Below are 1,672 nucleotides of genomic sequence, written 5' to 3' on the forward strand. Positions count from 1 at the left end.
TAGTTTCCATACATTAACTATCAAAGAGCATAATTACATTTGTAAAAGCAAACATTCATAGATAACTCCTTAGTTTTTAAAGATCTAGTTTCAAACTAGATCTTTAAAGATATGTCTATAACTACTTATATTAATACTATATAATCTAATATATTTTATATTGTTTTTATTTACTTTAAGAATTCTTATATAAAACTATGCTATAATACAAGCCATAGTTTTAATTTTAATAAGGAGAATTCTCATGAAACTAGTTAAACTTAGTTTAGTAGCAGCATTAGCTGCAGGTGCTTTTTCAGCAGCTAATGCTGTTTCACTTGAAGAAGCTATAAAAGATATTGAAGTATCAGGAATGATGAGATACAGATTTGAATCTGATAGATTAGAACAAGGAAATACTGTTTCTAATGGCTACAATGGTGCTAAAGAAAATAGACATAGATTTAAATCTCAAATCAACTTCAAAGCAGCTTTAGATGATAACTTCAAAGCTTTTGTACAATTCCAATATGACAATACAGGTGAGTTAGGTTTTAATAGTCCAACTGCTAAAGCTGAAACAAACACAGCTCAAGGTTTTGATGTTGAACAAGCATACTTAGAATACACTAACGAAGCTTATGCTACAAGCGTAATTTTCGGTAAAATGGAAGTTGGTTCAATTTGGACTGATGATGCTATCGGTACAGGTGCTAAAATCATCAACAACTCTATCGAAGGTTTAACTTTTGCAGGTTATTGGTTTGATAGCTTTAACGTTACAGATGATAGCGATTTTACAGGTTTAGGTATAGCTGATGCTTCTTTATATGGTGCTGCTGTATTAGGTGATTTTGATCCATTTGCTTTCCAATTATGGGCTGCTTATTCAAATAACTGGGCTTTCTTATATGCAGTAGATGCTAGCTATAAATTTAGCTTCAATGATGTAGCTAACTTCAAAATCCAAGCTCAGTATTTAGGTAACAACTTAGATAGTGACAAAGAAAAATTAGGCTTAGACAACAGCAACTTCTATGCTGCTCAATTACAAGGTCAAATTTCAGCATTTGATTTCCAAGCAGGTATAGTTGGTTATGGTGAAAAAGATAAAGCTAGCTTAGTAGTTTTAGAAGACAAAGGTAGAGTAATTGCTCCAGGTGAGCAAATTTTCTACTCTGAAGGTAGTGATTTAAGAGGTAGTACAGGTGAAAACTTCTTCTACTTTGCAGGTTTAGGTTATACTTTTGCTGAAACTGTAAGAGTAGGATTTGACTATATTGGCGGTAAATCTGAACAAGTTGGCTATGATATAGATAAAAATGAGTATATCGCAAGAGTATCTTATAAATACAGTCCAAAACTTACATTTAGTGGCTTCTATTCTTACTTAACTGAAGATTTAAATCAACAAGGTGTTGATGATAGAGATGATCAATTCATCAGACTTGAAGCTCTATACAAATTCTAATTATAAAAGCTAAGCCAAAAGGCTTAGCTTACTATATCTAAAATTATTTCTTCTTTTAATCCTTGTATTTTAATTTCTTTTATTTTTAATTCATTAGGTAGATTTTCAAGCAAAGCTCCTTTACTATGTATATTTTTACTTGCTAATACTCTTAGTATTTTACCCCTATAAGCCTTTGCAAAATGACTTAAAGTTTTGGAATTTTTTAAAAAAGTGAGAGTA

At 30.9% G+C, this 1,672-nt stretch carries 1 protein-coding gene and 1 pseudogene; one reads left to right on the forward strand and one right to left on the reverse strand.

The window, feature by feature from the left end:
- The first annotated feature begins 244 nt into the window (after positions 1-244).
- A complete protein-coding gene (locus L8X40_RS08280; RefSeq protein ID WP_263667675.1) occupies positions 245-1,450 on the forward strand; it encodes a major outer membrane protein in 1,206 nt (401 codons plus the stop codon).
- Between the two features lie 23 nt (positions 1,451-1,473).
- Here the strand turns inward: L8X40_RS08280 and L8X40_RS08285 are convergent.
- Positions 1,474-1,672: pseudogene (locus L8X40_RS08285) on the reverse strand (peroxide stress protein YaaA); the annotation flags it as partial.

Origin of the sequence: Campylobacter sp. CNRCH_2013_0855, from assembly GCF_025773025.1 — a bacterium.
GTDB lineage: Bacteria > Campylobacterota > Campylobacteria > Campylobacterales > Campylobacteraceae > Campylobacter_D > Campylobacter_D jejuni_C.

Excerpts from the sequence above, each read along its gene's own strand:
- L8X40_RS08280 (WP_263667675.1), top strand. The coding sequence starts at position 245 with ATGAAACTAGTTAAACTTAGTTTAGTAGCAGCATTAGCTGCAGGTGCT.